A 23,804-nucleotide genomic window follows, 5' to 3' on the forward strand; every position below is an offset into this window, starting at 1 on the left:
GATTTGCTACTATGAAATGATTACCATGCTTTCTTGTCACCAGTAAGCATCTTGAAAGCTGTCCACCAGCAGATTGACAGGTCGAGCCAGGGCGATTGCTTGCTGATGTAAAAGCGGTCGAAGCGTACCCGGTGTTCCATGTCGATTAAGTTAGCCGTTTCGCCCCGGCAGCCACGTACCTGAGCCAATCCCGTTATGCCCGGTTTGACGGCGTAGCGGCTCGCGTAAGACGGCAGCGTGTACCAGTGCTGCGCATCCAGTTGAACAGGGTGTGGTCGCGGACCAACGATGCTCATATCACCTAGCAGTACGTTAAACACCTGCGGCAATTCATCCAGATTCGTCTTGCGCAGAAAGCGGCCAATCGGCGTTATGCGGCTGTCATTCTTTGTCGCCTGCCGAAACTCTGCCTGTTTGTCAAACCGCATGGTTCGGAATTTCAGGCAGCGAAACGGACGACCGTTGCGGCCGGTACGTACTTGTCTGAACAGCATAGGACCGGGTGATGTCAGCCTGATAAACAGACCAATAAGGGGTACGATCCAGATCAGCAGTGTAACGATAACCAATCCAGAAACAACAACGTCGAATAGTCGTTTACCCCATCTGTGTCCGCGGGACAACTTAACTTGGTGACTGACTGTTGCCGAAAACGATTCGTTAAGTACTGCTGAATCATCGAGCGATGGCAAAGAAAAGCCGAGCATATACGAGGTGGGTTGATGGTGCGTGATGTAACTAGGCTGGTTACCGACGTTGACCAGTAGAGGCTTTCGCTATTTTAGCCGACTCTTCGTAATAACCACCGTAACTGTAACCGCCATATCCGTACTGATACGAATCACCGCCGGTGCCAACTCCATTCAGGATCAAATTCAGCCGCTGGAATCGGTTTTCTTTGTAAAGCGTATCGATCATCCGTAGGTAAGCTTTCGGAGTATGATCATGGCGTACCATAAACATGGTTGCGTCAACGTGCGGAGCAATCAACTGAGCGTCTGTGACTAAGCCAATCGGAGGAGAGTCAACGATGATGTAGGAAAACCGCTCCCGTAACTCCTTGAATAGCTGCTCGAGGGCCGGGCTACTCAGCAACTCTGCTGGGTTTGGCGGGATAGGACCACAGGTGATGATGTGGTAATTCGGAAAGCCCGGTATCGGTTGAAGCACATCGTCCAGCGTAGCTTCTTGGATCAGGTAGTTACTAATGCCTATCGTATTAGTCACACCCAGTACGGAGTGGATCTTAGGCTTGCGTAAATCCATTTCCAGGATGACAGTTGGCCGATCAACAAGAGCAAGGCTAGCGCCCAGATTTAAGGATAGGAACGACTTTCCTTCACCGCTGATGCTCGAGGTAAACATTATAACCTGGCTGCTGTTAGGATCACTTCGCAGGAATTGAAGATTCGTACGGAGGGCACGGATTTGTTCGGCGATAACCGAGCGCTGGTTCGATACCATGACCAGGGGCTCAACGCTCCGGCTGGCTACAATTTCTCCCAGGATTGGGACCTGTGATACCGACTCAACATCGGTCCGGCGATTTACGCGGTTGTTAAGGGCATCGCGGGCCGTCAATACACCCACGGGCATCATCAGACCAAAAAGGCCGAAGAGCAGGAAAATCATGCCTTTAACGGGTTTAATTGGCTCACTTCCCGTGCGGGGTGGGTCGATGGTACGGCTGTCAGCAACGGTCGATGCATACGAAAGAGCTGTTTCTTCCCGCTTTGCCAACAAGTAGGTATATAGGTTGTTTTTGATCGACTGTTGACGGGTAATATCGACCAGCGCGCGCTCTTTACTAGGTATCGTGCGAATCTGATTTTCCAGCAAACGATTGGTCGCTTTTAGCTTTTCCTGTCTGCCGCTAATCATCAACTTTATATTCTGAATGTTTTCGCTCAAGCTTTCTTTGGTCGCTTTGATCTGCGAGTCCAGCGATTGCAGAATCGGGTTGCTTGGGGTCGTTGTCCGGCTAAGCTGATCGCGCTGCAACTCCAGTTCACTTACTTTACCAACCAAGCCAACAAGTACAGGATCGTTGATTGCCAATACGCTGGGAGCCACACCCCGCTCGTTGGATTTGCTGGTCACATAGCGTTCGAGTTCCTGAATAACACCCAGTTGAATAGAAGCCTGATTCAACTGATCATCGTTGTCTTTCACCGTCGACAGGAATAGCTGAGCCTGTGAGCCAAGGTCCGTAATGCCTTTCGACGACTTGTATGATTCAACACCTTTTTCAACAGTCGATAACTCGCCCGCAATGAGCTTCAACCGCTCTTCGATAAAGTTCAGCGTATTGGCAGCGACGATATTTTTATCAACAATAGCCGCCTGGTTATACTCGGTGATCAGCTTGTTCAGCATCGCTTCCCCTTTATCCGGCACGGCGTCTTCCAGGGTCATTAGCAGTACAGTCGATACTTTGCTGCTTGCGTCTACGGTCAGCCTTTTCAGGTACTTTTCTACTGTTTCGCGGTGAGGGGAAACCTGAACGATCAGGGGCTCTGTAGACGCCTTTAGGGCGCGTTTTGGAAATACCCGCAAACGTCCGTACGGAGTCTGTATCGTTTGGTTAATCGGATAAACGGTACCCTCTATACGTACAGTTCTAGGACTCTCGATTGTGATCGGCAACGGTGTCTCATAAAGCTCATCATTACCTCTCTCAACGATCAGGCGTATCGGCGATTCATTGAAAATTTCCTGCTTCACCGTACTGGTGGGCCGAAAATATTGAACATCCAATCCAAGGCTCGTTACCACTTTGTCCATGAGCGCGTAGGACTTCAGAATTTCCATTTCGTTCTCAACGACCTTTTTAGGGGTGAAAATGTCCATCTCTTTCAGGATGTTATCCTCACTCAGGCCCTTCTTGTCGTCTTTGATCAAAAGGCTGGTCTGTACCTTATAGATTGGCGTCTGATAAATCAAGTAGGCATAAGCGGCTCCTCCTGCCAGCAAAACCGAAAGAACAAACCACTTCCAGTAATGCGCATACCGCATAAGAATCATTCGCAGATCAGGCGTAGTCTCCGCTTCGTACACTTGGTACGGAGCATAAGCATAGTTATTCTGATTCGACATGGTGATGCCTTTTAAGTGGATATAATGAGTTTTTAGAATCGAGAGAAAATGATCGCAACAAAGGATAAAGCACTTAAAGCAATAGGGAGGAGCTGGTTGGCTCGGTCGGCAGTAGCTGCGCGGACGCGACCGGGCTCAACATACACGACATCGTTGGGATGTAAGTAATAGTAAGGAGAGGTAAACAAATCACGGCGGGTAAGATCAATCCGGGAGAACGTCCGCTTGCCGTTTTCTTCGCGAATGACCAGCACGTTATCACGGCGTCCGTAGATCGTTACGTCGCCCGACAGACTAAGGGCTTCCAGCAGCGTAATTTGTTCGTTGGGGATGGTGTACAAAGAAGGTCGCATAACTTCCCCCATAACCGAAATTCTAAAGTTCTGATTGCGGACATTGACCGTAGGCTCCTTCAGATATTCTTTCAACGATTCTCTAAGAAGGTCTTTGGTTTGAGCAACCGTTTTACCTTTTACGTTGACCTTGCCGATCATGGGCAAATCGATCATACCCGCGTCATCAACCAAGTAACCGTTAACGGATGGAAGAGGGGTCGTACTTGCTATTGTGTTGGTGGCAGGTCCCCGGTCGGCTACGGCAAAAGCCATGTACGGATTAAAGAAAGCTGATGCTTCAGGGTTGAGACTACTTACCTGAACGGATAAAACATCGCCCGGCTGAATCGAAGGTACATAGCGGGCGGCTAGCGCCAGAGTATCTACTTTACCCGGCTCCTGCTGAAAATAAGAAAGGCGTTTTGTGGATACGCAGCCTGTCAAGACCCAGCATCCCACAACGATACTGATTAAAATGCCCGCAACACGTTGGGGTTTAATGACACTTGTTAAAGATGAGATCATAAGGTTAGAAATTTGTACGCTATTTGAAAGGGATGAAAAAGAATGATTTTGTTATCGTGAGTCCATGTATGGGAACATCTTGTCTTTTATCCTTATTTTTAACTAGTTACTTATCAGAGCTTACTATTAATGGTAATTAGGTATACTGTACTTTTCTTTTGTAAACCTTATGCAAATTTAGTAAAATTTTATTTACAAAAACAAGATAAAGTAAATTTAATAGTTCAAAAAAATGCTGATTAGTTAGATGTGGTTTATTTTATTCTATAGTTTAATTATTTCTGTGTTTTGTTATAAAGTGTTGTGCTTCAAAAGTAACCTTCATATACCTATCTTGATGTAAACGCTGATGAATTAATATATTATTCTGAAATATTGAAAATTTTAGTATTAAATTCTGTTTGGTAGAAATATATTTTTAGATGGAGTAAAAAGTTCAAATGGCACTCAGCTTAGAAGGGTGTACGAATCATTTTCTCAAAGATATCTGTTTATGATAACTTAAATGTTACTTTTAGGCTGATATAGTAAAACAGATCCACCATAATTTGTTACCTTGATGAAGTACCTGGTCCTTCTAGTAGTAACTATGCTGTCATCAACTGGCTATTCGTTTCAGGCAAAGCCGGATTCTGTAGGAAGAAAAGCTTTGCCCTACTCTGTCAGTCTTCAGCTTGGAACAAGTGGAGTGGGTCTTTATTGTAACCATGTATTTAATCAGTCAAGACGGTTAGCGATTCGAGTGGGTGGACAATATGTAGCATACCGTCAGCCCATTCGGATCGAAACCGCTCCGGATTCCTACATAGGTATCGACCCCGACTTGGTAATTAGCGTTTTGCAAGCGAGCCTTAAATGGAATCCCTTTCCGCATAACTCGTTTTTTATTGTTGGAGGGCTTGGCTACACCTGGCATCCAGCTATGCGTTTTGTCATTACCGCTAACGACAAGCTTAATCTTGGCGGGCTGGAACTGACACCGCAGGATGTAGGAGTCGTTAAGCTCGGAGTTCGGTGGCATCCGCTTGTTGGCTACGTAGGCTGGGGCTTTGGGCAGACAATGCCTCGCAAGCGGTTTGGAATCGGTTTCGAAATGGGCGTTTACTACCTGGGCCGTCCAAGCATAAACCTTGATTATGAGGGCTTCCTGGAAACAACTACTATTGATGAGCAAGTACCGGCCGTCGAACGTAATCTGTCAGGCTACCGCTATCTGCCTTCGATCAATCTAACACTCACGTATGCCCTCCATCGTTCTCGTTAACTGCTGTATTGTATGACATACCGTCACTGGCTGTTTAGCCTTGTTGGATCCATTGTAATCGTAGAGTCCTGCCGAAATCCACTTGATGGCGTTCAGCTTCGGACGAAAGATCCAATTCAGGCGGGCGTTGTTGAGCTCCGTCTTTACGATCCAGCCAGCAACCCGTTACCATCAACTAATCAAGTTAAAATAGCGGGGCCCGACGCAGCTAACATCGTCACCACGCTGAACACGACTCGTTATAAAGTTAATGCCGACGGAAATTTATTACTGGCGGCTTCGCCAATGGTTACGCTGTCTAGCCAGACGCCCTTGCGATTCACCGCTGTCGTTGAGGCTGCCGATTACCTGACTGTGATCCAGCCCATGACGTTAACGAGTCCCAGCCGGGTAACGCGCTACGTTCGCCGAATCAATATCAATAAGCCGCCCCGCGCACTTACAGCGGCTCGTACAACGGGGAGCGCTGATACCGATGGTACGGTATCCACCACCTTGAGATTGACAACTGCCGAGCAAACGAAAGACAGCGATCATGCAACCGTCACGATTCCGTCCGGAACAAAATTGATTGATCGTGACGGGCAGGTCGTCGGTGGTAAGCTAACAATAACCGTTATTCACACGAACGCACGCAGCAGCGATGCTACCAGCCAGGTTCCGGGAAACGGTATACTGTCGTACGTCAATGGCCGTAACGGGGCTCCCTCGCTTGGAAGCTTACGCGTGACATCGATTGCTGGTTCAGTAATGTTCGAGGTTTATAACGAGAACTACTTAGTAGCGACTAAACTCTCGCAACCGGCTCGCTGGTCAATGGAACTGAATCCGGCAACGGTCAATGGCAAAACGGGTCAGCCTGTTCGGATCGGTGATTCGATTCCGCTTTACAGCTACGACGCCTTTATGAATCGCTGGCAGGAGGAAACACCCGGCGTAGTAAAACGTAATGCCACTGGTTCGCTTGAGTACGAAGCGCAGGCTGCTGCCGTTGGATCGTATGTCGCAACCTGGACTGAGCCAATTTGTGACGTCGGTCCTGTATTTAAAATAGTAGGCAGTAAGCTTGCGAATGTAGACGTGAATTACCGTTGCAAACTCATCGATGTTGCGACAGGAACCCAAGTCGGTACGTTCTACGCAAACGCAAATAACAACGCTATCGTAAAGATCTATAACCAGCCCAAAGGACGTCAACTCAAGTTGCAGCTATACGACGAAACGGATGCCTGGGGCAAAGGCGCAAAAGGTGGATTAATTGCTGAATCGGCTAACGGACTACCCTGCGACGAGACAGCAATTCCGCTTAATTTGAGCGCTTTACCCGTGCCGCCCATTGTGAAACTGGAATTTTATTTTTCATGCCCCGGCGGTACAAAGCTGGATGAATCCTCACTACCTGCCGAAATACGGGTACAGTACAGTGAAGTAGGAAAAGGAAACTGGCATGATCTTACTATCGCCACGCGTACCCAGCGAAAAGTAACGTCATACAAACTGAAAGTCGGTGAAACCTACGATTTTCGCGCGAGTACAGACGGGGGAGCCACCTGGCCGTTGCGGCAAAGCGATTATCTAATCGAAAAGCTCGAATGGACGCTGAAGATAAAAGCTGAAATGTATTGTAAGTAAGCCGATCAGGGTGTAAGATTGCTGGTCGTATCTATTTCTAGGTTTCGTCCCGTACCTTTCGGGCGAATCGCTCCGATCAGCCAGTAATCGGTTTGGGTGGGTAGTATTCGTGAATTTATAAGAAGTCGATCATGCAGTTGTTTCTTCACCGCGTTGACTTACGCCTGAAACATACATTTACCATTGCGCACGACAGTCGGGATGTGCAGCCAACGCTCATTGTCGAATTGCGTGATGGTCACTACCGGGGTTTCGGTGAGGCCACCGCTACCCGCTATTACGGAATTACGATTGATGGCATGGTTGCGGTTTTCGAAGCGCTTCGTACCCGCATCGAGACGTACAATTTGACCAGCCCCGAAGTCTTCTGGACCGACATGCAGCCCTTGCTGGCCGAAAACCCGTTTGCGCTCTGTGCACTCGATCAGGCTGCCTGGGACCTATGGGCAAAAAAACAGCAACAACCGCTTTATAAACTTTGGAATCTTGATCCTGCTACTAGCCCCTTGACCAATTACACAATTGGACTTGATACCACCGAGCGGATGGTCGAAAAGATGCAGGAGTTGCCCTGGCCGCTGTACAAGATCAAGCTGGGTCGCCCTGAAACGGATTTGGCTATTGTTCGTGCTCTGCGAGCCTGCACCGAGGCTGTGTTTCGGGTAGACGCCAACTGCGGATGGACAGTTACCGAGGCAATCGAAAAGTCAAAAGCCCTAGCTGAATTAGGCGTTGAGTTTATCGAACAACCGTTGCCTGCCGACGATTGGGAGGGCGCAAAAATCGTTTATAAAGAATCCGTTTTGCCCATCATTGCCGATGAAAGCTGTATTGTCGAAACTGACGTTGACCGTTGCGCGGGCTATTTTCACGGTGTTAATATCAAACTGACCAAGTGTGGTGGCCTGACACCTGCCCGACGCATGATTGCCCGCGCCCGCGAGCTTAACCTCCGCGTGATGGTTGGTTGCATGACCGAATCGAGCGTTGGTATTTCGGCTATCGCTCAGCTGCTTCCTTTGCTCGATTACGCCGACCTCGACGGCTCGCTGCTGATTGCCAACGATCCGGCTACGGGCGTAACCTTTGATTTTGGTCGCGTTATCTATGCCGACGAAAACGGAACAGGAGCCAGTTTAATCAATACTGACCAAGCGTAGTCAAACTGATTAGTAAAGCGTAGTTTGTTACTATTCCTGAACCGCATACCGAGTTATACCATGTCCGATGCTTTTGTCGTCAATAACCTGCCTGATCGAACGATTACGTATCAGGAACGCGAGTACTTGTTTTTCAGCGGAACGGCTTACTTAGGCTTGCCGCAGCATCCTGCTTTTCAGCAACTCTTCGTTGAAAGTGTTGGCCGGTATGGTACCGTATTTGGTAGTTCGCGAAACGGTAATTTGCAACTTGGTATTTACGAGGAAGCCGAAGCCAAACTAGCCCAGTTTGTAGGGGCTGAGAAAGTGCTAACGCTGTCATCGGGGATGATGGCCGGCCAGGCGGTCGTTAATGTATTGCGGCTACAAAAAACAGAATTGATCTACGGTCCCTGCGCCCATCCCGCTATTTGGGATGGACCCGCTACGGCGCTGCCTTCCATGAGTTTTGCTGATTGGGCAGCGCAGCTACCAGCTCAGGTACAAACGATGCCAGCCGGGCCGCTGGCTATTCTATTAAATTCAATTGAAGCGGTTCGGTCCGAATACTACACGTTTGAGTGGGTCAATGCGCTACCCGATGACCGAGCTATAACGCTCGTGATCGACGATTCTCACGGGTTAGGTGTCCTCAACAACGGACGGGGTATCTGGCCGCAGGTGCCCAAAAAGCCTAATGTCAATCTCATCGTTACAGCGTCTACGGCAAAAGCGATGGGCCTACCGGGTGGCGCAATTATTGGCCGTACTGAAACACTCGCTGCGATTCGAAAAACAGCATTTTTTGGGGCGTGTTCACCAATTCCGCCCGCTTATTTGGATGCGTATCTACGGGCCGATGCACTTTACGCGGACCGTCGCGACAAATTGCAACAGAACCTGCTTTTAGCGGAAAAACTGTTGATACCAACGGGCCTGTTCACCCATGCCAAGGGTTACCCAGTGTTCTTTACCGAACAGGATGATTTATACCCGTTTCTGCTTGAAAGAGGTATCTTTATTTATTCGTTTGCTTATCCAACAGCCACCGACCGGGCAAATTCCCGGATCGTTATCAGCGCATTTCATGAGTTTGCCGATATTCAGAAGCTGGCGGAAGCGATCTACGCGTATTCGTTTTAAGATGTATGCCTAGTGTAGTGCTTGTGGTGGCAGGTTTGAGAACTTGCCACCACAAGCACTACACCACGACTTGTTATTTCAATCCTTCCAGAAAAGCCAGACTTCCGGGCATTTGTTCCATTGCGCGGGATGATTCGTCTTCGATAAAGAAATGCTTGACGCCTGATTTTTTCGCTTGCTTCATAATAGCGGCAATACCCACGTCGCCCTGCCCGAGCGTAACATTCGATTCTACATCCGAATGGCCCGTGTTGGTATCTGGTGTTCCGGGCTTTCGGTCTTTCAAATGCATGAGCAGGAATCGTTTCGGAAATTTCTGTAGTAAAGCAACGGGATCAAAACCGGGGGCTTTCACCCAGAATACGTCCATCTCGAAATTGACGTACTTCGGGTTTAGGTTAGCGGCCAGATAATCGAAGAAAGTGCCGTTCTGATACGGCTGAAATTCATAGCCATGCGTATGGTAGCAAAACGTGATCCCGTTGTCTGCCAGCAGTCGCCCCGCCGTGTTCAGCACATCAACGGCCCGGTCGGCATCGTAGATAGTAAATGCATCACCTGCGTGCGGAAGCCAGGCGCAGGTGACGTACTTAGCGCCCAGCGCTTTGGCTTCGGCAAGAACTTTAGGAACATTGTTATCTAGGTCTTCGTAACTAGCCCCGGTGCTGATGGCTTTGATCCCGTTCTGATCAAGCAGTTTACGGAAGTCGGTCAGACTAAGGCCATACGTTCCGGCAATTTCAGCTTCTCGAAAACCCAGTTGTTTCACTTTTGCCATCGTACCAGGCACGTCTTTGGCAAATTCATGGCGGAAACTGTAAAGCTGCAAGCCAACCGGCGCAGCTTTCTGGGCCTGAGCTATGAAAACGAGCAACAAAAGGCTGGTGAGCAGGATATAGCGTTTCATCTGAACAGGGTAAACGTCTTTTTTCGGATGGTTTCGTGGTGTTAGCGGACCCGCTGACACCACGAGGAAAGAGAAATATCGGGTTTTATTTCCCGGTCTGACTAGTGAATGTACTTTCGAAAATCTTGTCAGCGTTACCTGTCTCAAAACCTTCGCGCCGGTGCTGCCGCGTAATTTGATCGGCAGGCAAGTTGCGGAATTGGGGTAAAATGCGTCGTTCGGCAAACTCAACGTACGATCCGGCAATGCGAAAGGTAGCACCGTCCGCAAACTCAGCGTCAATCATTTGTGCTACAGTCGACGCTTGGCGCAAATCGCCGTCGGGACTGACTTTGATAGTGCCCCCCGCTGAGTTGAGCCGCAAACCCCGTCCGGTCAGGAAAGCCACAAACGCGTCGATTGTGTTGTAGCCCGGCTTAAGATTATGAACGCTAATCGTAAAGTGATTCAGGTAGTAGCGGTTGTAGATGACCCAGGCCGCATACTCGCTTTCCGTTAGCAACGTCTGATAGTCGGTCAGGGTCGGCGTTTCCCAGAGCGGCTGGTGCAGAAACTGGTCAACGGCTTGGGCATCGTCCAGATCGAGTGCGTCCACGGGATCGCTCGTTACCGTATCGGTATAACGGTGAATAATGCGTTGGGCTTGTTCTGACAATTCATCGACTCGCAGCTCGCTGGCAAAAATGCGCGGATAATTTGGTGCGGGCGGAGCGTACCAGTACGCCGTAAGTTTCTTTTCAACAAAGTTATATTCGTCACGTCGTTCGTAGCCGTAATGCAGAAAAATTTTCTCGAACGAAGCAATCCCTAAATGGGGAACACCCATCGTTCGAAAGGCAATATGATCGTTCTCGATTTCATCCGGCGATTGAATAATGCCTTCGTCGAGCATTGCGTCGAACACGCCCTGCACGTCGGGTACGCGCTCGCTGTAACGACGCATCAGGCCGCCGAGCACGGCATCCAGCGTCATTGTTGGGTCCTGAACGGGTTTGTTGGAAGGAGTTAGCATAGTTAGGTTTGGTATAACCGCCTGAGCGATGAGTTTACGAAGAAGGCACCCGCCATCGGCTATGCGCTACGAGTACTTCTTTACCTGAATCGCCGGAAGGCAGGCTACTCTGTTCAATGCGATGAATAAGACTGTCGTCGGTTTCCGCAACGGATTGAACGAGGAGCCGGTCGCCCCGGTGGCTTTCGGTACGGTAAACTAAATCAATTTCGGCTAATTCCCGCGTTTCTAACAGCTTATCATCCATTGATTCAATCAACCACGCTACATAGGCCACATTGTTGACATGCTGGTTCTGGTCAATGCTAAGCCAGCCAACGGTTACCTCGTTTTGGTGCGTGGGTGTAAATTGATTATTCTGAAAATGGGGTTTAAGGGCTAATTTCGGCAGCGTATTGCTTAGCTGGGGCGGTGATAACGTACGGATAAAATCGGGTAGGGGGACCATTGTTCGTTTGGCCGTACTGAAAACCAGCCATGTACTGGCCGCGTCAGCCAGCAGAGTACCGTCTTCGGCAAGAACCTGAAAGTCGCGGTAGATAAAGTATTTTTCGACAAAGGTGGGATAAGTAACCACCCGAATGGTCTGACCATACCGGGGGTACTGGTGCATTCGTAGCCGGAAGCGCATCAGCATCCAGCCGTATCCTTGTTGAGCCAGATCGTTAATACCGATTTTGTAATCAATTGCGTTTCGATTCGCTGATTCCTGCATCAAATTCATCAAGGCGGGAATACTCAATCGCCCGAAGGCATCGGTTTCGTAACCGCGTAGCGTAAACGTGTCCGTTTGGATAAAAGCCATAGTACAAAAGTAGCATGGCGTACGGTTAGGTTATACCCCAGCTACGGATTAACTCTGCTGTAGTGTCTTTGTTGAGCTGCTCACCTCCGTCAGCGCGATCGGTGAAGCGGAGGAAAGGGGGAGCGTGATGCGGAATTTAGTTTCCTTGCCAACCGTAGACTCGACCTTGATTTGACCCCGATGAAGTTCGATGATCCGCTGAGTCAAGGCTAAACCAATGCCGTGGCCCTGGATTGTCATCGTTGATTCAGAGCGGTAGAATGGCTCAAAAATATGTGGTAAGTCGGCGGTTGAAATACCGTACCCTCGGTTGGCGAAGGTCAAATGAACCTGACCGGGTTCGAAGGACAGCCGAACCGCTACACTTTCGTCGGGGGAGTATTTGCAGCCATTTTCCATAAGGTTCTGGAAAGCGGTTTGCAACAGCGATTCTTCACCCAGAATGACGAGGTCTTCTTCCTGATCCGGTAAGTTCTCGAAGTCGATGTCGATCTGATAATTCGGGCGTTTTTGGATGATCTGGCTTTGCGCCTGCCAGAGTAACTCGTCGATCCGCACCGGCTGGTAGTTGAGTGTGGCGACATCGGAACTAGCGCGGGCGAGTTCCAGTAACCCATTGACAAGCCGGATCATGTTTTTGACTTCGTCCAGCAGCGCATCGAAAGACGCTTCGTATTCCTGAGAAGAGCGGGTCTGTAGTCGAGTCACCTCAATCTGACCCATCATGACGGTTAGCGGAGTTCGCAATTCGTGGGAGGCATGGGAAACAAAGCTTTTCTGCGAAACGAACGCTTTTTCGAGTCGGCTTAATAATGCGTTGAAGGTCCGGGCCAGATCGGCCAGTTCGTCCCGCTGCCGCCCAACGCGAAGTCGTTCGTGGATGTTGGTTGCCGATATAGAGTTAACCTGCGCAATTAGCTCTGCGACGGGGCGAAGGGCATCGGTTGCAAACAGATAACCCGCAATGCCAACGATGAATAAACACAGTATCCAGCCAAAAATAAGGATTTGCCGCAGCCGTTCAAGCTTACTAAATCCGTAACGATCGCTGCCTGCGGCCAGGATTACGAACGATTCCTTCCGGTGGTTCTGATAACGAACCCCTACAGCTTCGATGTCGCCCAAACGAACATAACGAGACTGTTTAGGAGGAATCTTTTGCAAAAAGCTGGGCGTGACAGGAAAGCGAGGACGCTTGCTGCCCTGGCTGTACAGGACCCTGCCCTGGTTATTGTAAATAGTGATTTGCTCGTCGGCCATGACGGGCAAATCGGCCTGGGGTACTTCACCAACGTCTTCGCGCAGCCGTACGGTGGTCAACGCTTTTTCTTCTAACCGTTGCTCAAACTCCTGCTGCCGAAACTGGTCGTAGAGGTAGTACACCGACACCGAAAACAGTAACAGGATGGAAGCGACCAGCAGGACAAAAAGCAACGTTAATCGAGTACGGATATTCATTCGTTCGAGAAGTTAGGAGCTGGAGATAAGAATGGAGGAAGATCCATCGACTTTGATCATTCTATCTCCTCGTTTCTCACTCCTCTTTGAGCATATACCCCATACCGATCACCGTGTGAATTAGTTTGTGGGGAAAATCCTTGTCAATCTTTTTGCGCAGGAAATTGACGTAAACATCAATAACGTTGGTGCCTGTGTCAAAGTGTATGTCCCACACTTTCTCAGCAATATCAACCCGTGATACGACGCGTCCCCGGTTGCGCATGAGGTAATCCAGGAGTCCAAATTCTTTGGCCGTAAGCTCGATTCGCTTGTCACCCCGACGCGCTATTTTCTCGTTCAAATCTAGCTCCAGATCAGCTACTTTAAGCACGTTGGCTTGTAGACCGGCTTCGCTACTGCGCTTCGTAAGTGCCCGCAGGCGAGCCATCAACTCGCGAAATTCGAACGGTTTTACCAGGTAATCGTCCGCGCCGGACTCAAAACCCGTAAGCTTATCGTCAACCGAACCCATAGCAGTTAGCATCAAGACCGGAGTGCTAACCCGCTCTTGCCGAAGCGCTTGCACCACGTCGAAGCCATTCATCTTAGGCAGGTTAACGTCCATGACGATGACATCATAGGCATTACTAAGTGCCATATTACGACCTAGTTGACCATCGTACGCTACGTCAACTTCGCAGGATTGTTCCTCCAAACCCTTTTTTACGAACGAAGCCAGTTTTGGCTCGTCTTCAACCACAAGAATCTTCATATTGGCAACATACATAGCTATTTTGTGATTTAAAAGCGACAAACCAGTTTATTAGTTTGCTAGACCCAGCTAAAAAATAGTGAAGAGCGTAAGTTGGCTTGTTCAGGCCCACTCGTTTTCTTGCCTATAACAGGAGTTTAGTCGTTAATGCACATGGCTAGCTCATTATTAATTCACTTTTAAGGTGAGCCCGACTCAGTGCGATCGCACACGGTTCGAACGTACAATTCAACAGAAATTGTGTATCGTTCAATCAAAGAGATGTGTCTCGAACGATAGAGGACTTTCTCCTGTGGAACCGGGTGGGTAAAAATGTCTACACTTCTCAGGTTGATTTCTACACCTAGCGCTATTTACAGTTTCTACAGGGTAAATTTAACAATCGCCTAGTAATGAATAACTGATTGGCAGTTAACAGGTTATTCCATGAATGGGTGATGCTATGTAAGCGAAAAAAAAGTTGGCACAATATAGGTACACGTAGTTGCAATAAGATGACTGACACCATGATGTGGACACCGACTCATTTCCCAGCAGCTATGCGCTCACTTAATCCAAGCACACGCGCTAAGGCTATTGAAATCGCGAACCACCTGTTGGAACAAGGCGCAATGGATAAACAGCGAATTGTTGCACACAGTGTAAGCGAAGCACGTCAGTGGGCGCGTATGGGTCAGTCCAGCGCAATGAACAGCGGGTGGCAACCTCGCGTATAAATAACCTCCTAGCTACACATAAACTCCATCAGGTGATGATTTGGAAGAAAAACATTTACGACTCACTGACCAGCTGCGCTGCCCTTTGTGACGAATTTGCGACGGAATGTTCGCGTTCTGAAGATATTGAAAATTGGTACCGCAGCATCTTCCTAAATCTGGACTGTGCCGATATGTGTCGTCAGTTGGCTATGCTTTACGTACGTGGCTCGGAAAACACGCGTCTGCTAGCGAAAGCATGCATTGAGGTGTGCGAAAAATGTGCACAGGAAGTTAGCCAGTACAACACCCAACGTTGCCAGCAGGTGTACGCTATGTGTCAGCAAACGATTTGTAGCTGTGTAGGTATTTTGGATATGGCTTACCGGACGGATAGCGAACAACTCAATCCGGCCACCACGCCCGCGTCATTGTTCTACGGAATCGATCTGCGCGAAACGCTTTATAATTAGTCTGATAGTATCGTCAGTCGGTAGTGTGGGTCATTGGTTGGGTACACACCTCTCTGATACCTTGACTATCGACTTACTTTTTTTCACTCACGTTATGGAAACGAAGCCACAGAAAAACAAACAACTTGAAAAAGTCCGGGACCTAGTCGGAGATATTCGCATCGCCATGATGACGACCGTTGATGATCAGGGAAACCTGGTCAGCCGACCAATGGCTGCGCTACAAATGGACGAAGACGGAACGATCTGGTTTTTCACAAAGCGTAAATCGCCTAAAGTTGATCAGATCGACAACAACGACCATCGGGTCAATCTGTCGTTTGCTGATGTAGGGGATGCCGACTATGTTTCCATCTCCGGTACTGCCGACGAACTAGATGACCGGGCAAAAATAGATGAGCTTTGGAATCCACAGGCTAAAGCGTGGTTTCCGGAAGGAAAAGACGATCCTGAGTTGATTCTGCTGAAAGTGCATACGCAGATGGCCGAATACTGGAATGCCAGCGACAGCACAATGGTTCGGTTATTTCAGCAGGCTACAGCGGCCATCACGGGTAACCCACCAAAAATGGGTGAGAACGAAAAGGTATATAATTAACCTAATTAGTGCCTAAGAAAGAGAGAGAGACTGGACGGAAACTTGTAAATCCGTTCGGTCTCTTTTTTGCTTATAACCTTATTTCATTTCCATGATTGTTACCCAGACCGACTCAGGTTGGCAAATTATAAATCAGCAGGCGCACGGAATGCTTGCGGTCCAATTAGCATCTTGCTGGCAAGTTCAAAAACGTCCAATACACTGGTTCGAAACGCTGGTCGCCCTGACCGAGCACGATGACGGACAAGACCCCTGGGAAGGGCGTAATCACCTAACAACGGCTGGTGCTCCACTTCATTTCCAAATTCTGGAATATTCCGTTGATCAATGTCGGCGTATGATTCAGATTGGCTTGCAGAAAAGCCGCTGGAATGCGTTGATGCTTTCGATGCATACGTCATTTTTGTACGAGCCCAAACGCGGCCAGGACAAAGAGCTGGATGCTTTTCTTGATCAGCAGATTGATAATCAGAAAAAATGGCGCAAACAATACAACGCAACCAAAGCTGAAGCTCAGTATGCGTACGCATTTGTACAATGGTGCGATGCGCTATCGCTGGTATTGTGTATGAATCAGATGCCACCCGAATCGCGTCGTTTGGAGGTGAGCGTTGGACCCGATGGGATCTCGTATTACATCGTTCAGCGTAAGGATGGTTCGTTGAGCCTGGACCCCTGGCCTTTTGAAAAACCCACCATCGACGTACATATCGAAGCGTTCGACCTCAACCAGTTATTGTTTGCCGATGATAATGCGCTCTACAACGCCATTCAGGATGCACCAGTAACAATAAAGCAGTGGACGTTCTCGGAAAAAGCATAGCCACTGCTAAATAGCAGTGGCTATAGGCTACAATCTGATTGACGTTGAATCTATTTCATGCGTAACAGTACTGAGGAGCGGGCAGGGACCGTAAATTCCTGTCCACCTTTCGTTGGTTCCGTTTCAGGATTAATCTGTCCATCGAACGTGTTGATGACTACTTCCCACATGGATTGTTTGCGACCGATCTTAGGAAGCTTGAACGGGATATCTTCCCAGAACGCGTTCAGTACCCACACCAGTTGTTCGTCGCCAATGTCCTGACCATCTTCCGTTTGCTCCGTCACCTGAAGCCCGTCAATAAACAAGGCTATGCAGTGCGTTCCCGGATTATTGAGATCATCCTGGGTCATTTCATGACCGTCGGGACGTATAAACTGTACTTGCTCGGTAGTGAAAAACTTGCGCCGGCTTAGAATCGGCATCTCCCGCCGAAGCGCAGCAAGCTGACTCGTAAAGTCAAACAAAGCCTGTTGCTTGTCATTCCAGTCCCAGTTCATCCAGCTAATTTCGCTGTCCTGGTTATAACCGTTGTTGTTTCCGTGCTGCGTACGGCCACACTCATCGCCCATTACGAGCATTGGTGTACCCTGACTGAGCAGCATAGTTGTCAGGAAATTACGCTTTTGCCGTTCGCGCAGCGCGTTGATTTCCGGATCATCGGTAGGGCCTTCTGCGCCACAGTTCCAGCTCAGGTTGTCGTTTGATCCATCCTGATTGTCCTCGCCGTTGGCTTCGTTATGCTTTTCGTTGTAACTCACCAAGTCATTCAACGTGAAACCGTCGTGCGCCGTAATAAGGTTGACACTGTTGGCCGGTGATCGTCCGTCGCTCGAATACAGATCGGGGCTTCCTAATAGACGTAAAGATGTTTCGGCCGCTTTTCCGTCATCGCCTTTCCAGAAACCACGAAGCGCATCACGGTATTTTCCGTTCCATTCTGACCAGCGTACTGGGAAACTACCGACATGGTACGATTGAATATCCCAAGGTTCGGCAATTAATTTTACCTGAGCTAAGATCGGGTCCTGAGCAACTGTATCGAGGAAAGAAGATACGCGTCCAGCCTCTTCATCGGTACGAATCAGCGCAGCGGCCAAATCGAACCGGAAACCGTCGACGTGCATATCGGTAACCCAGTACCGTAGGCTGTCCATGACCATCTGCAACACCCGAGGATGGCTTAGATTAACCGTGTTACCCGTACCGGTATAGTCCATGTAATACTCCGGCTTGTCGCCCACCTGATGGTAATAAGCCCGGTTGTCGATACCCTGGAACGACAGCATTGGACCAAACTGGTTGCCTTCCGCAGTGTGGTTGTATACCACATCAAGAATAACCTCCAAGCCCGCTTTGTGCAGGTTTTTGATCATCTGCTTAAACTCCGTCACCTGCTGACCGGCCATTCCTGACGAGGAATAAGTATTCTGGGGAGCAAAGAAACCGATGCTGTTGTAGCCCCAGTAGCTTTCGTCCGTAAACTGGTGAACGGGCAACAGCTCAACGGCAGTAACGCCTAGTTTCTTTAGATAATCGATGCTTTCGGCTGATCCCAAGCCTGCATATGTACCCCGGATATTTTCGGGTAGGGTAGGATGCAGGTGTGTAAAGCCCTTCACGTGCATCTCATAAATTACCGAGCGATGCAGCGGAACGTCCGGGGCCTGATCATCTTCCCAATCAAAGCTTGAATCAACGACCACAGACTTCGGCATGGTTGGACCACTGTCTTCTTCGCTCATGATCAAGTAGCGATCATCAGACGGGTTTTTGTAGTCGTAACCTAACCACGAATCGTTGTGCGTAACGGGCTCATTGATGGCACGGGCATAGGGATCGAGCAGCAGTTTGTTGGGGTTGAAAAAGTAGCCCGCCTTAGGATCGTAAGGTCCATCAACGCGATAACCGTACAACTGACCTGGCTGCAAGCCATCAAGGTATATGTGCCAGACAAGTTCTGTACGTTCCGTCAGTGGAATGCGGGCTACTTCCCGACTAGGATCTCCCGCATCATACAGGCACAGGTAGGCTGCTGTGCTGGATTCACTAAAAAGGGCGAAATTAACGCCTTCGCCATCGTACGTGGCACCGAGTGGATAAGGCTTGCCCGGTTTCGATTGGATAGTCTCTTCGTCAGAGGTAGCCGATGTGTGTTTACTCATAATATTGTATAGGAATTACCCATATGCTGTTTAAGGAATTTAAGTAGAGGGTGAGCCGAGTTGTGAGTTGGCGAAGTGCTTAAACTGACTCGGAAAGCCTTTATTTCTACTAAACTCTTCATTGATAACTTCTCGATAAAAGAGAATGTTTTTTTAGGAAAAGGATACGGGAAATGCGGTACTCATTGCTAAAATAGAAGCCACAAAAAAGCCCGCCCCCAGAAGGGGCAGGCTTTCCGATCCCACCATTCACTACACTACCAAGGCCAGACGAGCCATCGACGCGTGCGCTGACTCAATGCTCTGTTTTTGCCGCAACAGTAATTCGCGGGTGCTGGCAACTAAGTCCGTTTCCTGAAGGACAGAATTATAGTCATCGATTGCTTCGTGATCACCACGCTTGCACTCTTCTACAGTTGCTTTATCATCATCGCTGGAGAACGTGGATTTGATATTAATCCATGCCCGGTGCAGATCAGCTACGAAACTCGTGCTGCCATCTGGCTCACCGCCCAGCGTCCGGATTTCCCGGTCTAATTCCATTGCAAATTCACCCCGTTGACGCGACTGCGTCAGGAACAGGCTTTTTAGCTCTGTGTCTTTTACGTTTTCTGAAGCTTCTTGGTATCCTTTTTCTGCATCGTGGCTACGAGTTAGCAGACGATTGAGTTGATCAAGGATTTCTCCGCGGGTTTCTTTGACTGACATAACGTTGTTTGTTTAATTGTGTAATGAATTGAAAAGATTTTGTAACGTTCGTGGTTGAGCAAATCAGAAAGTTAATTCGGTTCCTAGCTGTTACGATCCGGTATAGTCTGATAGTCCAGACCGTACTACATTTAGGTTATCTATTTTGTTGGGTCATGTCCCCAGTTTTTTAGGGAATATTCCCAATTTGAGTCTTCTACCTCTTTGGGGCGTTGAGCACTGTGTCGCTTTACATAACTAACAACCTTGCGCATGTGTGCGTAATCGTCGTCCGAAAGATCACCAGCCTTTGTATTCAGTATCTCAATGATACGTTCGCCAGACTTATGACCCACTGACTCGCTGTCATCGCCTTTCTTCTGTCCAACTGCTTTCGATTCATCCGTTTTTAGCCACTTTTGAATCTGAGAAGCCGACATGTTCACGGCATCATCGAAGTCGTCCCTGATTTGTTTCTTCTCTTTGTCATCTAGGGTTTCGGTTGCTGCTGCCATGATCTCTTTACTTTTTAGTTACTTCACTAGCTGATTTAACAATCTTCTTGTCCCCTTGCTTGAGAACAAGAGCAGGTTCTTCAGCGGAGCCTTTACGTTTCACTTTTGTCCCCTGGACTGTCTTCGTAATGTCTTCTTTATGGACTTCGGCAACGGTGCCTTCGGCTTTACCTTTCCCGTACTTCCATTCTACTTCGTCGCCTTTTTTCACCGTTGCCATCGTCTGTTTCGTTTACTTATTTAGTGGAGTCTAATTTTCCATTCTGAGCGTCACGCTGCATCTGCTTATTAGCAAAAACTGCAACGTCAACCCGGCGATTTTTCCGACGACCTGATTCGGTCGAGTTATCTGCAACAGGTTGGGTTTCGCCATATCCCAGTTCGTCTACACGAGAGGATTTCACACCTTGTGTCTCTAAGAAGCCACCGACAGCGTTTGCGCGTTGACGTGACAATTTCAGGTTATAGTCATCCGGGCCAGTTGCATCGGCGTGACCTTCGATCCGAATGTCCGTGTCTTCGTACTTGTTCAGCGTCTGAGCGAATTCGATTAACTGCTTTTTCGTTTCAGGCTTCAGTTCATACGAGTTCACATCGAACAGAATGTCAGAACCGAACGTGATTTTGATACCTTCGCCTACACGCTCAACTTGCGCGCTTGGCATGGTCCGCTTCATTTCTTCGGCCTGCTTGTCCATCCGTCGTCCGATTACGGCTCCGGCTGCGCCACCGACTGTTGCGCCTATGATCGCACCTAATGCGGTGTTACCTTTTGCGTATTTTTTACCGATAATGCCTCCAACCAACGCACCTCCGCCAGCGCCTACGGCAGCACCTTTTTGAGTTTTGTTTAAGTTGTTTTTCTGAGATTTACAGCTGGTTATCACATTGGTTGTCAAAAGGCTTGTCATTAAGAGTGCAACAAGCGATTTTTTACTAATAGATTTAAGCTGACTTTTCATGGATTGTGAATGATTGGTACTACCCTTTGACAGCCAAATGTTGTACCAGTTTAATTGAAGCGTTGTAGTATAGCCATGATTAAGTCATTGTTTATTGGGTAAATGTCTATTAGACAGTTAGTTGACTATTGCTTTGGGTGCTTTAGAACAGCGCTAAATTTTTGAGACAAAACAAACAAACGGTTGCAAAGCGGGAAGGTGAATGCCTACTTTGTGGAACCGACTCCACAAACACCACAGTTGTTTAGTAGATTATTGGATTGTCAGCTTTATTGTAGAAATGATAAAGGTATTACCTGACGAAAAGTTAGATTTTACTCTTTGGTTAGTATGCTGGTAGTCAGTACTATATCTGGTTGTTATGACGTAAATTATTCGATCTGAAAACAAACGAAAACAGCATAGACGACGTTATTTTAACCTACAGGTACTTTCTTGTTTTTCGTCAACTCGTTCATGATAACAATCAAATCGCTTTTGTCCTTATTACTGGTTGGGGGAATCCTTTTGCTGACACCCACCAGTTGTAAACAGAGTAACAATACTGACCCCGTAAATCCTGCGCCCGCCCGCGTCTTAACCAAAAGTTCGCTGATCGGCGAATACACCAAAGATCAGTTACGAAGTCGCTACACAGGTGCCTCTGTGCTGTTGCAGGCCTTCGTTCGGAACGACATCAGCGCTTACCGACTGGAATACACTACTACTAACACCGATGGAAAAAGCATTGCCGCATCGGGGCTATTGTTGATCCCCAAGGTCAACACGGCTCTGCCTTTGCTCAGTATGCAACACGGTACAATAACAAGTGATAACGACGCCCCTTCGAATTATCAATCAAGCAGTGAAGCCTACAGCCTTGGTTCTGTGTTTGCATCGTTGGGCTACATCATAGCCGCTCCGGATTACATTGGCTACGGCGCATCTAAAGATCTGCCGCACACCTACGAACACCGAAATGGGCTAGCTACGGCTTCGCTTGATATGCTACGGGCCACCCGCGATTTTTTAAGCGATAAAAACGTAAACTGGAACAAGCGGCTTTACGTCGCCGGCTATTCCGAGGGTGGGTATGCCACGTTGGCTCTTCAAAAGAAAATTGAAGAAGAAACCGGCAGTGAATTTAACCTAGTGGCTTCGAGCTGCGGAGCGGGCGCTTATGACAAACCAGCCTTTATGAAGCAGATCATTAATCAGCCCAGCGCAGGCGTTGATTACATCAACCGGCTTTATATCTGGGTATTGCAAACGTATGATCGTATCTATGGTATAAATCGTCCGGCAACGGGCTATTTCAAAGAGCCTTATGCAGCACAGGTTGCCGCCAACGGTATGAATGCGTCAATTAACGTGAGCATCAATCAGGCATTTAGTGATAGCTTTAAGCAGGGGATCAACAACGGTACAGACAAAGCGTTTCTGGATGCCGTACAGGATAATGATATCCACGACTGGAAGCCAAAAACGCCGACGCGCCTTTATCACGGTACTGCCGACGAAATTGTGTCTTACCTAAATTCGCAAAATGCTTACGATGCGATGCAGAAACGGGGAGCTACCAATGTTCAGTTGATGCCGATTCCTAATGCAACGCACGCGACGGGGATCTTACCGTTTATTTCAGGTACGTACGATTTCTTTAATACGAATCAATAGATCTCGGTTTAGTAGAACTGGCAAGCATTACCGAATAGTAATAATTGTGTAAGCTGCTTGGTGGGGTTGGCGTTCGCGCAACCCCACTTTTGTTTTAGCCCGGTCGTCGTCGTGAATCAATAAAAGCCGGTTATTATCTAAAATAGTCAGATCTTCCGCTTTGTGGCCTAAACGCAACGGCTGGCCCTGAACATTTCGAATAAACGTAAACGGCTTGTTGGCGTAGAGGTCGCTGGGTTTGATCGACCACAAATACGCATCCAGTTTGCCATTGGCTTCGAGCGATGTCAACAGCCAGAACCGCTTCCGCTTAGGGTCGTATTCCAAACTTGACAGGGCCAAAGGCTGTGGTAATGTTGACTCTACGTTAGCCGGATTGAAGTCTGCGATCAGTTTCCAGTCGTCAGCCAAACGAATGCGATTGGTTTTGTCGACGTTGTAAGAGACGGCAACCACTTTGATGCGGTGTTTAAATTCACTGTATGATTTACCTTCCTCGCGAATGCCAAATAACAGTTGACGGTCGGTAGCCGCTAATCCTTCCACTTTGAAATAAGGAATAGCCCCCGGAAATTCGTTTGTAGCCAGTACCTGCGCAATGCGTTGACGGTAAGCAATGGAGGTCGTGCTGTTATCATCAGGAGCCAACACGCGTGGGTGCTCGGGATCGCCGGTACGCCAGTACAGAATCGTATTGTAGCCATCCCAGTCGTGACTGTTGGGTTTAACGCGGTCGAAGGCGGTTGTTAAAAAAACAAACTTACCGTCGGGAGTACGGGCAAAGTCTTCGTATTTGTGCGCTTCTGTAAAAGCAGGCTGCGTCAGATAAGTAGGCGGTTTCGTTGAGTCCGAGAGAGTATTCGGTGCTTTACTGAACACGGAACTTTGTCCCGCAGGCATGTCTTTGTCGTTGGCGACTAGGATCTTATTGCCGTCAAAAAGAACCGCTGAAGCTTCGCACCAAACGGGTTGACCGTTCACTGAGGTACCTGGTGTAAAGCAGTTTAACAATCCTTCTTCCGTGATAGCGCCAACCGTAGGAGGCTTGCTGAATGGCGATGTAAGCGTCTTGCAGCCGTAAGAAACGAGCGCTACTGACAGCAGGATTGTGGATAGGCGATTTAGCATAGGGGTGGTGTGCGAGAGCAAAAACAAACGTA

At 48.4% G+C, this 23,804-nt stretch carries 23 protein-coding genes; 9 read left to right on the forward strand and 14 right to left on the reverse strand.

The window, feature by feature from the left end:
* Positions 1 to 20: 20 nt before the first annotated feature.
* From LQ777_RS04915 to LQ777_RS04925, 3 genes are read right to left on the reverse strand one after another with little or no spacing between them, the layout of a single operon-like run.
* Positions 21 to 707: a sugar transferase gene (locus LQ777_RS04915; RefSeq protein WP_232561407.1), complete on the reverse strand. Its 687-nt coding sequence runs from the start codon at positions 705 to 707 to the stop codon at positions 21 to 23.
* A gap of 40 nt (positions 708 to 747) precedes the next feature.
* The gene (locus LQ777_RS04920) at positions 748 to 3,096 is read right to left on the reverse strand and encodes a GumC family protein (RefSeq protein WP_232561408.1); all 2,349 of its coding nucleotides are present in this window, start codon (positions 3,094 to 3,096) and stop codon (positions 748 to 750) included.
* A 32-nt stretch (positions 3,097 to 3,128) separates the two neighbouring features.
* Positions 3,129 to 3,956, reverse strand: coding sequence for a polysaccharide biosynthesis/export family protein (locus tag LQ777_RS04925; protein ID WP_232561409.1), 828 nt, complete (start codon positions 3,954 to 3,956; stop codon positions 3,129 to 3,131).
* A gap of 589 nt (positions 3,957 to 4,545) precedes the next feature.
* Here LQ777_RS04925 and LQ777_RS04930 point away from each other — a divergent pair.
* From LQ777_RS04930 to LQ777_RS04945, 4 genes are all read left to right on the forward strand, one after another.
* A complete protein-coding gene (locus LQ777_RS04930) occupies positions 4,546 to 5,220 on the forward strand; it encodes a hypothetical protein (protein ID WP_232561410.1) in 675 nt (224 codons plus the stop codon).
* Between the two features lie 12 nt (positions 5,221 to 5,232).
* The gene (locus LQ777_RS04935; protein ID WP_232561411.1) at positions 5,233 to 6,852 is read left to right on the forward strand and encodes a hypothetical protein; all 1,620 of its coding nucleotides are present in this window, start codon (positions 5,233 to 5,235) and stop codon (positions 6,850 to 6,852) included.
* A gap of 131 nt (positions 6,853 to 6,983) precedes the next feature.
* Positions 6,984 to 8,012 (forward strand): dipeptide epimerase, encoded by a 1,029-nt coding sequence (locus LQ777_RS04940; RefSeq protein WP_232561412.1) that lies wholly within the window; start codon positions 6,984 to 6,986, stop codon positions 8,010 to 8,012.
* Positions 8,013 to 8,072: 60 nt separating this feature from the next.
* Positions 8,073 to 9,134 carry an aminotransferase class I/II-fold pyridoxal phosphate-dependent enzyme gene (locus LQ777_RS04945; protein ID WP_232561413.1) on the forward strand — a complete coding sequence of 354 codons (1,062 nt, stop codon included), beginning with the start codon at positions 8,073 to 8,075 and terminating at the stop codon, positions 9,132 to 9,134.
* 73 nt (positions 9,135 to 9,207) lie between these two features.
* On the opposite strand, the gene LQ777_RS04950 is transcribed toward LQ777_RS04945, so the two are convergent.
* The 5 genes from LQ777_RS04950 to LQ777_RS04970 all read right to left on the reverse strand — a co-directional run bounded on the left by LQ777_RS04950 (position 9,208) and on the right by LQ777_RS04970 (position 14,070).
* Entirely contained in the window at positions 9,208 to 10,041 is an 834-nt protein-coding gene (locus LQ777_RS04950; protein ID WP_232561414.1) for a sugar phosphate isomerase/epimerase family protein, read from the reverse strand.
* Positions 10,042 to 10,126: 85 nt separating this feature from the next.
* Complete coding sequence (locus LQ777_RS04955; RefSeq protein WP_232561415.1) at positions 10,127 to 11,053, reverse strand: DUF1338 domain-containing protein; 927 nt, start codon at positions 11,051 to 11,053, stop codon at positions 10,127 to 10,129.
* Between the two features lie 34 nt (positions 11,054 to 11,087).
* Entirely contained in the window at positions 11,088 to 11,858 is a 771-nt protein-coding gene (locus tag LQ777_RS04960; protein ID WP_232561416.1) for an acyl-[acyl-carrier-protein] thioesterase, read from the reverse strand.
* Positions 11,859 to 11,906: 48 nt separating this feature from the next.
* On the reverse strand, positions 11,907 to 13,316 hold the full coding sequence (locus LQ777_RS04965) for a HAMP domain-containing sensor histidine kinase (protein WP_232561417.1): 1,410 nt from the start codon (positions 13,314 to 13,316) through the stop codon (positions 11,907 to 11,909).
* A gap of 76 nt (positions 13,317 to 13,392) precedes the next feature.
* Positions 13,393 to 14,070: a response regulator gene (locus tag LQ777_RS04970; RefSeq protein ID WP_232561418.1), complete on the reverse strand. Its 678-nt coding sequence runs from the start codon at positions 14,068 to 14,070 to the stop codon at positions 13,393 to 13,395.
* Positions 14,071 to 14,609: 539 nt separating this feature from the next.
* Between LQ777_RS04970 and LQ777_RS04975 the strand changes: the two genes are divergently transcribed.
* From LQ777_RS04975 to LQ777_RS04990, 4 genes are all read left to right on the forward strand, one after another.
* The gene (locus tag LQ777_RS04975) at positions 14,610 to 14,786 is read left to right on the forward strand and encodes a DUF2188 domain-containing protein (protein WP_232561419.1); all 177 of its coding nucleotides are present in this window, start codon (positions 14,610 to 14,612) and stop codon (positions 14,784 to 14,786) included.
* A gap of 35 nt (positions 14,787 to 14,821) precedes the next feature.
* Positions 14,822 to 15,238 carry a four-helix bundle copper-binding protein gene (locus LQ777_RS04980; protein WP_232561420.1) on the forward strand — a complete coding sequence of 139 codons (417 nt, stop codon included), beginning with the start codon at positions 14,822 to 14,824 and terminating at the stop codon, positions 15,236 to 15,238.
* A 94-nt stretch (positions 15,239 to 15,332) separates the two neighbouring features.
* Positions 15,333 to 15,836 (forward strand): pyridoxamine 5'-phosphate oxidase family protein, encoded by a 504-nt coding sequence (locus LQ777_RS04985; RefSeq protein ID WP_232561421.1) that lies wholly within the window; start codon positions 15,333 to 15,335, stop codon positions 15,834 to 15,836.
* 91 nt (positions 15,837 to 15,927) lie between these two features.
* Positions 15,928 to 16,659: a DUF3891 family protein gene (locus LQ777_RS04990; RefSeq protein ID WP_232561422.1), complete on the forward strand. Its 732-nt coding sequence runs from the start codon at positions 15,928 to 15,930 to the stop codon at positions 16,657 to 16,659.
* 50 nt (positions 16,660 to 16,709) lie between these two features.
* On the opposite strand, the gene glgX is transcribed toward LQ777_RS04990, so the two are convergent.
* The 5 genes from glgX to LQ777_RS05015 all read right to left on the reverse strand — a co-directional run bounded on the left by glgX (position 16,710) and on the right by LQ777_RS05015 (position 20,988).
* Positions 16,710 to 18,824 carry a glycogen debranching protein GlgX gene (glgX, locus tag LQ777_RS04995; protein WP_232561423.1) on the reverse strand — a complete coding sequence of 705 codons (2,115 nt, stop codon included), beginning with the start codon at positions 18,822 to 18,824 and terminating at the stop codon, positions 16,710 to 16,712.
* Between the two features lie 252 nt (positions 18,825 to 19,076).
* Positions 19,077 to 19,532: a ferritin-like domain-containing protein gene (locus LQ777_RS05000; RefSeq protein WP_232561424.1), complete on the reverse strand. Its 456-nt coding sequence runs from the start codon at positions 19,530 to 19,532 to the stop codon at positions 19,077 to 19,079.
* A 140-nt stretch (positions 19,533 to 19,672) separates the two neighbouring features.
* Positions 19,673 to 20,026 carry a DUF3140 domain-containing protein gene (locus tag LQ777_RS05005; RefSeq protein WP_232561425.1) on the reverse strand — a complete coding sequence of 118 codons (354 nt, stop codon included), beginning with the start codon at positions 20,024 to 20,026 and terminating at the stop codon, positions 19,673 to 19,675.
* A 7-nt stretch (positions 20,027 to 20,033) separates the two neighbouring features.
* Complete coding sequence (locus LQ777_RS05010; protein ID WP_232561426.1) at positions 20,034 to 20,246, reverse strand: hypervirulence associated TUDOR domain-containing protein; 213 nt, start codon at positions 20,244 to 20,246, stop codon at positions 20,034 to 20,036.
* Positions 20,247 to 20,262: 16 nt separating this feature from the next.
* Positions 20,263 to 20,988: a YiaD family glycine zipper/OmpA-like lipoprotein gene (locus LQ777_RS05015; protein ID WP_232561427.1), complete on the reverse strand. Its 726-nt coding sequence runs from the start codon at positions 20,986 to 20,988 to the stop codon at positions 20,263 to 20,265.
* A 456-nt stretch (positions 20,989 to 21,444) separates the two neighbouring features.
* On the opposite strand from LQ777_RS05015, the gene LQ777_RS05020 reads away from it, so the two are divergent.
* Positions 21,445 to 22,644 (forward strand): alpha/beta hydrolase family protein, encoded by a 1,200-nt coding sequence (locus LQ777_RS05020; RefSeq protein ID WP_232561428.1) that lies wholly within the window; start codon positions 21,445 to 21,447, stop codon positions 22,642 to 22,644.
* Between the two features lie 27 nt (positions 22,645 to 22,671).
* Here the strand turns inward: LQ777_RS05020 and LQ777_RS05025 are convergent, their stop codons facing one another.
* Positions 22,672 to 23,772 (reverse strand): hypothetical protein, encoded by a 1,101-nt coding sequence (locus LQ777_RS05025; RefSeq protein ID WP_232561429.1) that lies wholly within the window; start codon positions 23,770 to 23,772, stop codon positions 22,672 to 22,674.
* Positions 23,773 to 23,804: the final 32 nt, after the last annotated feature.

Source organism: Spirosoma oryzicola (assembly GCF_021233055.1).
GTDB classification, from domain to species: domain Bacteria; phylum Bacteroidota; class Bacteroidia; order Cytophagales; family Spirosomataceae; genus Spirosoma; species Spirosoma oryzicola.

Excerpts from the sequence above, each read along its gene's own strand:
- LQ777_RS04915 (WP_232561407.1), bottom strand. The coding sequence starts at position 707 with ATGCTCGGCTTTTCTTTGCCATCGCTCGATGATTCAGCAGTACTTAAC.
- LQ777_RS04920 (WP_232561408.1), bottom strand. The coding sequence starts at position 3,096 with ATGTCGAATCAGAATAACTATGCTTATGCTCCGTACCAAGTGTACGAA.
- LQ777_RS04925 (WP_232561409.1), bottom strand. The coding sequence starts at position 3,956 with ATGATCTCATCTTTAACAAGTGTCATTAAACCCCAACGTGTTGCGGGC.
- LQ777_RS04930 (WP_232561410.1), top strand. The coding sequence starts at position 4,546 with ATGCTGTCATCAACTGGCTATTCGTTTCAGGCAAAGCCGGATTCTGTA.
- LQ777_RS04935 (WP_232561411.1), top strand. The coding sequence starts at position 5,233 with ATGACATACCGTCACTGGCTGTTTAGCCTTGTTGGATCCATTGTAATC.
- LQ777_RS04940 (WP_232561412.1), top strand. The coding sequence starts at position 6,984 with ATGCAGTTGTTTCTTCACCGCGTTGACTTACGCCTGAAACATACATTT.
- LQ777_RS04945 (WP_232561413.1), top strand. The coding sequence starts at position 8,073 with ATGTCCGATGCTTTTGTCGTCAATAACCTGCCTGATCGAACGATTACG.
- LQ777_RS04950 (WP_232561414.1), bottom strand. The coding sequence starts at position 10,041 with ATGAAACGCTATATCCTGCTCACCAGCCTTTTGTTGCTCGTTTTCATA.
- LQ777_RS04955 (WP_232561415.1), bottom strand. The coding sequence starts at position 11,053 with ATGCTAACTCCTTCCAACAAACCCGTTCAGGACCCAACAATGACGCTG.
- LQ777_RS04960 (WP_232561416.1), bottom strand. The coding sequence starts at position 11,858 with ATGGCTTTTATCCAAACGGACACGTTTACGCTACGCGGTTACGAAACC.
- LQ777_RS04965 (WP_232561417.1), bottom strand. The coding sequence starts at position 13,316 with ATGAATATCCGTACTCGATTAACGTTGCTTTTTGTCCTGCTGGTCGCT.
- LQ777_RS04970 (WP_232561418.1), bottom strand. The coding sequence starts at position 14,070 with ATGAAGATTCTTGTGGTTGAAGACGAGCCAAAACTGGCTTCGTTCGTA.
- LQ777_RS04975 (WP_232561419.1), top strand. The coding sequence starts at position 14,610 with ATGCGCTCACTTAATCCAAGCACACGCGCTAAGGCTATTGAAATCGCG.
- LQ777_RS04980 (WP_232561420.1), top strand. The coding sequence starts at position 14,822 with ATGATTTGGAAGAAAAACATTTACGACTCACTGACCAGCTGCGCTGCC.
- LQ777_RS04985 (WP_232561421.1), top strand. The coding sequence starts at position 15,333 with ATGGAAACGAAGCCACAGAAAAACAAACAACTTGAAAAAGTCCGGGAC.
- LQ777_RS04990 (WP_232561422.1), top strand. The coding sequence starts at position 15,928 with ATGATTGTTACCCAGACCGACTCAGGTTGGCAAATTATAAATCAGCAG.
- glgX (WP_232561423.1), bottom strand. The coding sequence starts at position 18,824 with ATGAGTAAACACACATCGGCTACCTCTGACGAAGAGACTATCCAATCG.
- LQ777_RS05000 (WP_232561424.1), bottom strand. The coding sequence starts at position 19,532 with ATGTCAGTCAAAGAAACCCGCGGAGAAATCCTTGATCAACTCAATCGT.
- LQ777_RS05005 (WP_232561425.1), bottom strand. The coding sequence starts at position 20,026 with ATGGCAGCAGCAACCGAAACCCTAGATGACAAAGAGAAGAAACAAATC.
- LQ777_RS05010 (WP_232561426.1), bottom strand. The coding sequence starts at position 20,246 with ATGGCAACGGTGAAAAAAGGCGACGAAGTAGAATGGAAGTACGGGAAA.
- LQ777_RS05015 (WP_232561427.1), bottom strand. The coding sequence starts at position 20,988 with ATGAAAAGTCAGCTTAAATCTATTAGTAAAAAATCGCTTGTTGCACTC.
- LQ777_RS05020 (WP_232561428.1), top strand. The coding sequence starts at position 21,445 with ATGATAACAATCAAATCGCTTTTGTCCTTATTACTGGTTGGGGGAATC.
- LQ777_RS05025 (WP_232561429.1), bottom strand. The coding sequence starts at position 23,772 with ATGCTAAATCGCCTATCCACAATCCTGCTGTCAGTAGCGCTCGTTTCT.